Raw genomic sequence first — 6,212 nt, 5'->3', positions numbered from 1 at the left:
ATGTTAATAGAGCACTATTTTTAGAACAAACTGTTGAATTAATAAGACACACCAGAGCATATACTTAGAGTAAAATTTTCTAAATATATGCTTTGCAGTTTACTTAGGCAGGACAAAGATCGAACTATTTTCTCTTGCATTCAACTGATAGTCTCGATCATAAACAGGCACACCAGCAATACTCAGAGGGCGAACAGATAATTTTTCGGAGTTAGAGCTTGATTGACTACATCCCAGAATTGTAAATGTAGTGAGTACAAACAAATATACGGATAATATTTTCATCACATATCCTCAACTCATTTTTGTTATGTTTTTAGAATAACATTCTTGTTTAAAAAATCATCTATTTTCTNTTACAAATTAATTCAGCTTTTATTCTGCATTTCACTCACTTTCATCTGGTAACATGGCGAAGACTGAGTTCGATAATCCCCACCCCAAGTTCGATATGCGACTGTGTCAATATGATAACTATGACTCGGATAAACACCCAATCCCAGTTTATATTCAGCACCGTATTCTTGCCAAAAGAGGCATAGTTCATGCTCTATGCTTTTATAATCAGAATAAGCTTTCCCATGTTCATCTAAGACTTTAAAATCTACTGCAAAATTATTTAAATGCTGGCTTTTCTTGGCGCCACCAACACAGCTATTTAGCTGAGGACTACGATAGGTTGAAATTATTTGAAATTGTTTAAATATTCCGACCTCTTGTAGTTTTTCAATAAGTTGCAAACTGGGTATAATTCTTTTCCATTCTTTTTCAGCCGGAATAGCAAATCTGAATATTTCACAATTTTTTGGTAAATGATGCGCAGTATAAGTCAATTCATATAAAGATAACTTGTGTTTCAAATTTTCATTGATCATATTTTGATACTGTTGCAATAACACAGGATCCTGTGTTTTTTGCCATTGATTAAATTGCTGCTGATGTTTCAATGTTTTTGAACTTATTTCAGATTGATCAGTTTGATGTCCACACGCGATCAATAAAAGTATCAAACTAATTAGTCCGAAAAACTTGCCCCCAATATTAAAAGATAAAATATTCATTTGTAATCGATTTAATTTTTACTTAATACTAAATATAATGCTTCGCTGGTAAATGATCCATCATCCTGAATCTGATAATATTTTCTAACCTCATCTGAAACTGCTTGTTGTAAATACCGGATTGTATTAATGGCTTCAATTGGTGTTTGCATGCGTTGTACCCAATGCTGGAAATTCAACGCCACATGTTGTTTCTCAATTGTCTCGATGCGAAAACCGGCATATTCAGCAAAATGCGTCCATTCCTGCAAACTATAATCACGCACATGGCTGGGATCACGAATCATTTCTATACTTTGTAAAAAACTATCAAATACTGGATTTGAATGCCCTAAGATATCGAAGATAATGATTTTTCCGTGTTGTTTTAGCACCCTGTTCATTTCAAGCATTGCTTGCCCAACATTTTGCCAATGATGTGCAGAGTAACGAGAAATAATGCAATCAAAAGTAGCTGCATCAAATGCTAACTGCTCTGCTGAACCAACTTGCCCGATAACATGACTAAAGTTTTTTTGTTTTGACTGCTGTTGAACGAGTTTCACCATCTCTGGAGTTAAGTCATAAGCAATCACTTGATCAGCATAAGCTGCGATTTGATATGTAACATGTCCACCGCCACACCCTAGATCCAAAATATTTTTTAATTTATGTTGTTGGATCAGCATGCGCATTTTGCCAAATTCCTGACCTTCTGCATGAACACTACTATGTAAATAGGCTTCTGACTTATCCTGGTATTGCTCTTGATTCAATTTATGTTGTGTTTTCATTTCTTGTTGCTCTGGTTATATAAGCAACAACAATAAACCGCAGAATACAAAAATAAAAATAATGTTTTTTAATTAAATTAATTACTAAAAGTTATTTAAATGTATAACATGGTGAGCGTTGTAAAGAGTGCCCTGTGCCCCACGTTCTATGCCCTAAAGTATCAATATGAAAAATATCCTGATCATAGATACCTAATCCCATTCGCAGTTCTCGCCCTTCCTTTCTCCAAAAAAGACACATTTTATTCATAATCAATGTCTTATTCATATATGGTTGATGATTTTCATCCAAAACCTGTATATCTATTGACTGATTATGCATATGGGGACTAATGGGTGAATGACTAAAACATGCACTTTCTAAATCTGGATGATAGCTTGAAATGATTCGATATTGCTCAAACAAACCATTTTCTTGTAATTTTTCAACCATTTGCAATGTACCAATAATATTTTTCCAGTACTCTTTGGGTGGGATATTAAACTGGTATTTCTCACAATTTTTTAAATTATTGGTTTGGTTATAAGTTAGCTCAAATATACTCGGAACTCGCTTTACATATTTCTCTACATAGTTTTGATATTCTGTGATCTTGTTTTTATCTTGTTTTTCGTACCAGAGTGCAAATTGCTTTTCCACAATTTTATTTGGGAATTCATATGGATAGTCTTGTTTCTTATTTTCAGGGTAACAGGCAACAAATACTATTGTTGATCCTAATATGATCAAACCTATTAAAAACATCTTGAACATAGTACGTTTATAAAACCTGATTTCTAGTCCTAAAAATTATTATTCTCATAGAATATTTTTTTATATTCATGCATTTCATGACTTAAAAATATGGTTGATTTGTAAAATGAATCATGTTGTAAATTTTTTACAAAAACACATCCGAATCATAATTTACAACGGACAAAAATGTCCGTTAAATATAACGATCATTCCCCATGCCTATTTGTATGCTTACACGCCAGCAACAGGCTGCTCAAAATCGCGAAGATTTGTTGAAGGCAGCACTTATTATTTTCCGTCATCATGGAATACGTGCACCCTTGCAAAAGATTATTGATCAGGCAGGTGTTGGACGAGCAACTTTTTATCGGAATTTTAAAGATCGTAAAGAACTGGTTATTGCTCTACTTGAATTTGGTCTTGAACGTTTAGAAAAAAATGCCAATTATTTTATACAATTTGAAGATGGTCTATTTCAGCTCATTCGTAATTATGTCAATAACCTTCCCCAACTTACAGCTTTGGTTGATTACTGGCGAGTAATTGACCACCATGATCCAATACTGATAGAAATATATACAAGGCGAGATGCGATTTTACAACCGCTGATTGATAAGGCGGTTCAGCACAAAGTTTGCCGCGCTGACCTAACTCCAAAAGATTATGCAATGATCGTTGGAATTTTGCGTTCTTCTTTTCAAGGTCTGACAGATGATGAACAAATCAAATTGGCAAATCGTGCTGTCGATTTGTTAATTAACGGTATTAAAGCCTAATTGAGGTCTCTATGGATAAAGCACCTCGTATTCTAGAACCAACACCAGACTGGACACCGGAAGAACGTCCAACGTTACCTGGTTCACCTGCCGCAATTGCACATTCAAACCATAAACGTTTGCTTTATTTGTTTATTGGCATATTTATCGCAATCTCTGGCAGTTTAAGTAATGGTTTTATTACAGCAAATTTACCGATTATTCAGGGCGAATACGGTTTAACACCAGCAGAAGGTGCATGGATTCCTGCTGCTTATGTCATGGCAAATGTCAGTTCTAACCTGATTTTATTCAAAGCTCGCCAACAATATGGGTTGCGTTTGTTTTCCGAGCTTGGACTGGTTCTATTTATTTGTGTCCTGATTTTACATCTGTTTGTACATACATTTCATATGGCATTGTTTGTCCGGATTGTCAGTGGATTAGCAGCAGCCCCTTTGAGTTCTCTTGGCATGTATTACATCATGCAGGCATTCAAACGTGTACATTTTGGCAAAGGGATGTACTTGGCACTAGGCTTTCAGCAACTTGGTGTTCCGCTAGCATGGATTATTTCTCCTTATCTGGTTGATGTAAATGACTGGACCCAACTTTATACCTTTGAGCTTGGTCTGGCTCTTTGCTGCCTAGCTATGGTCGTTTCGCTTAAACTACCACGTAGTTTGCGCATTGAAGTATTTGAAAAACAGGATTTTTTTACCTTTGCACTACTCGCACCTGGATTTGCCTGTCTATGTATAGTTCTAACTCAAGGACCAATTTTGTGGTGGTTTAACGCCACATGGATTGCTTATGTACTGATGGCAGGATTTGTACTGATTGTCGTAGGTCTTGTCTATGAGCATTTTAGGGTCAACCCGCTCATCATGACCCGCTGGCTCGGCACTGCCCCAACCATTCGATTTATCATTGGCGCATTGGCAATCCGTTTTCTAATGTCTGAACAAAGCTATGCAGCTGTTAACTTTTTAAAAACCGTGGGAATGGGACCAGATCAGTTCGTTTCACTTTATGTAGTGATTTTTCTCGGTATTACTTCTGGAACAATTTTTAGTGCCATGACTTTCGCTAGAGAACGAATGGTTTGGCATCTACTTCTTGCGGAACTACTCATCCTGATCGCATGTGCTCTGGATTATCACCTGACTAGTGATGTGCGTCCCGCAAACTTTTATCGTAGCCAGTTTTTAGTTGGCTTTGCGAGTGGTATGTTTATTGGACCGTTACTATTGACTGGTATTATTAGTGCCCTGCAAAAAGGTCCTACACATATGGTCACATTTGTGGTGCTGTTTTCTGCAACCCAAAATTTTGGAGGTCTGATTGGTTCGTCATTTTTCTCGACATATCAACAAATCAGGACACAATATCATAGCAATGAAATTGTAAGTGATCTTCCAAGAACTGACCCGCTGGTTGCACAACGTCTGGCTACGTATACGCAAAGTGCAACCAAATATACAATCGACCCTTCACTCGAACAAAACCAGGCAATCCGGAATTTAAATCAGGTCGTTACCCGTGAAGCTCAGGTGCGTGCATATAATGATGTTATTGCTTTAAATGGTATATTTGCAGTGTTATTACTGATTTGGGGGAGTTTCAATATCGCCCGAAGTAAATACCAGTTAAGAAAGCAGCAACGTATGGCAAAACCTGGCGAATAAAACCAAATTCAGCTTGTTATTTAACCCCATATTTAGTTGATTGAGTGAACTTATGACGCAAGAACAAAATAATACTGAAAAGCCATCAGAACCTTCTAAAGTTCATGCCACTCCAGCAGCTCCACCGCCTTCGAGTAAACTGATTCCAACAGCAACACGCACCTTGGTACTTATGTTTTTCGTATTATTGGTTGGGATTGGTGTAATTATGTGGGCATGGAAAATCGGCCCATTTAATAATGCTGTTCAGTCAACAGACAATAGTTATGTGAAAGGGAAAACAACTATTCTATCTTCTCAAATCAACGGTTACGTAAAAGAGGTTTCTGTTATTGATTTTGATCACGTTAAAAAGGGTGAAATCCTTATGCGTATTGACCCTACCATGTATGATCAAAAAATTACCCAAGCTGAGTCTGGTGTTGATCAGGCAAAAAATAGTCTCGCTAACCAGACGCAAGCAATAGAACAACGTAAAGCAGATATTATCGCTGCAAAAGCCAAAGTAGATCAGGCTAAAGCGACCTATGAGTTGTCTGTAGCACAATTAAAACGTTATCAGGAACTGGGGAATACTGGTGCAACTTCCAAGTCTGATTTAGATAAAGCTGCCGCAGATGCGAAAAATAATTTGGCACTGTTAAAACAAGCTGAAGCAAATGTTTTGGTTGCAAATCAGGCGTTAAAAACCGCGCAGGTTGCTGAATCTGGTCTAAAAGCTCAAGTAACGAGTGCCCATGCACAACTGGATCAGGCAATCACCACGAAAGATTATAGTATTATTTCAGCCCCAATGGACGGACAGTTAGGTGAAGTTACGCCACGTGTCGGCCAATATGTTGCCGCAGGAACACAACTATTATATCTCATCCCTAAACATACATGGGTGACAGCAAATTTCAAAGAAACACAAATTGCGGATATGAAAATCGGGCAAAAAGCATGGTTTACTGTTGATGCAATGCATCATCAGAAATTCTATGGTCGTGTTGAGGAAATATCGCCTGCTGCCGGGGCAGAATTTAGTGTGCTAAAACCAGATAATACAACAGGAAACTTTACTAAAGTTGTGCAACGTATTTCTGTGCGTATTGCAATTGATCCAGATCAAAAGGGTTTAGAGTTTTTACGCCCTGGTATGTCTGTTGTCACTTCTGTAGATACAGCATCCGAACCAATATTGAAATAAAAGCTCTTTA

General features: G+C 37.2%; 7 protein-coding genes. 3 read left to right on the top strand and 4 right to left on the bottom strand.

Going from position 1 to position 6,212, the window contains the following annotated elements; translation table 11 throughout:
- Window positions 1–99: 99 nt before the first annotated feature.
- The 4 genes from KPC_RS20275 to KPC_RS00855 form a co-directional block, all read right to left on the bottom strand.
- A complete protein-coding gene (locus tag KPC_RS20275) occupies window positions 100–285 on the bottom strand; it encodes an NF038215 family lipoprotein (RefSeq protein WP_146196610.1) in 186 nt (61 codons plus the stop codon).
- A gap of 83 nt (window positions 286–368) precedes the next feature.
- Entirely contained in the window at window positions 369–1,061 is a 693-nt protein-coding gene (locus tag KPC_RS00865) for a YcbK family protein (RefSeq protein WP_121972567.1), read from the bottom strand.
- A gap of 11 nt (window positions 1,062–1,072) precedes the next feature.
- The gene (locus KPC_RS00860; RefSeq protein WP_121972566.1) at window positions 1,073–1,834 is read right to left on the bottom strand and encodes a class I SAM-dependent methyltransferase; all 762 of its coding nucleotides are present in this window, start codon (window positions 1,832–1,834) and stop codon (window positions 1,073–1,075) included.
- Window positions 1,835–1,925: 91 nt separating this feature from the next.
- The gene (locus KPC_RS00855) at window positions 1,926–2,588 is read right to left on the bottom strand and encodes a hypothetical protein (protein ID WP_146196609.1); all 663 of its coding nucleotides are present in this window, start codon (window positions 2,586–2,588) and stop codon (window positions 1,926–1,928) included.
- A 209-nt stretch (window positions 2,589–2,797) separates the two neighbouring features.
- Here KPC_RS00855 and KPC_RS00850 point away from each other — a divergent pair, with 209 nt between their 5' ends.
- From KPC_RS00850 to KPC_RS00840, 3 genes are read left to right on the top strand one after another with little or no spacing between them, the layout of a single operon-like run.
- On the top strand, window positions 2,798–3,346 hold the full coding sequence (locus tag KPC_RS00850; RefSeq protein ID WP_121972564.1) for a TetR/AcrR family transcriptional regulator: 549 nt from the start codon (window positions 2,798–2,800) through the stop codon (window positions 3,344–3,346).
- A gap of 11 nt (window positions 3,347–3,357) precedes the next feature.
- Entirely contained in the window at window positions 3,358–5,013 is a 1,656-nt protein-coding gene (locus KPC_RS00845; RefSeq protein ID WP_121972563.1) for an MFS transporter, read from the top strand.
- A gap of 52 nt (window positions 5,014–5,065) precedes the next feature.
- The gene (locus KPC_RS00840) at window positions 5,066–6,202 is read left to right on the top strand and encodes an HlyD family secretion protein (RefSeq protein ID WP_121972562.1); all 1,137 of its coding nucleotides are present in this window, start codon (window positions 5,066–5,068) and stop codon (window positions 6,200–6,202) included.
- The last annotated feature ends 10 nt before the right edge of the window (window positions 6,203–6,212 follow it).

The sequence above is a fragment of the Acinetobacter stercoris genome, from assembly GCF_900323515.1.
Taxonomy (GTDB): domain Bacteria; phylum Pseudomonadota; class Gammaproteobacteria; order Pseudomonadales; family Moraxellaceae; genus Acinetobacter; species Acinetobacter stercoris.
This window is presented reverse-complemented; position numbering and strand designations above follow the sequence as displayed.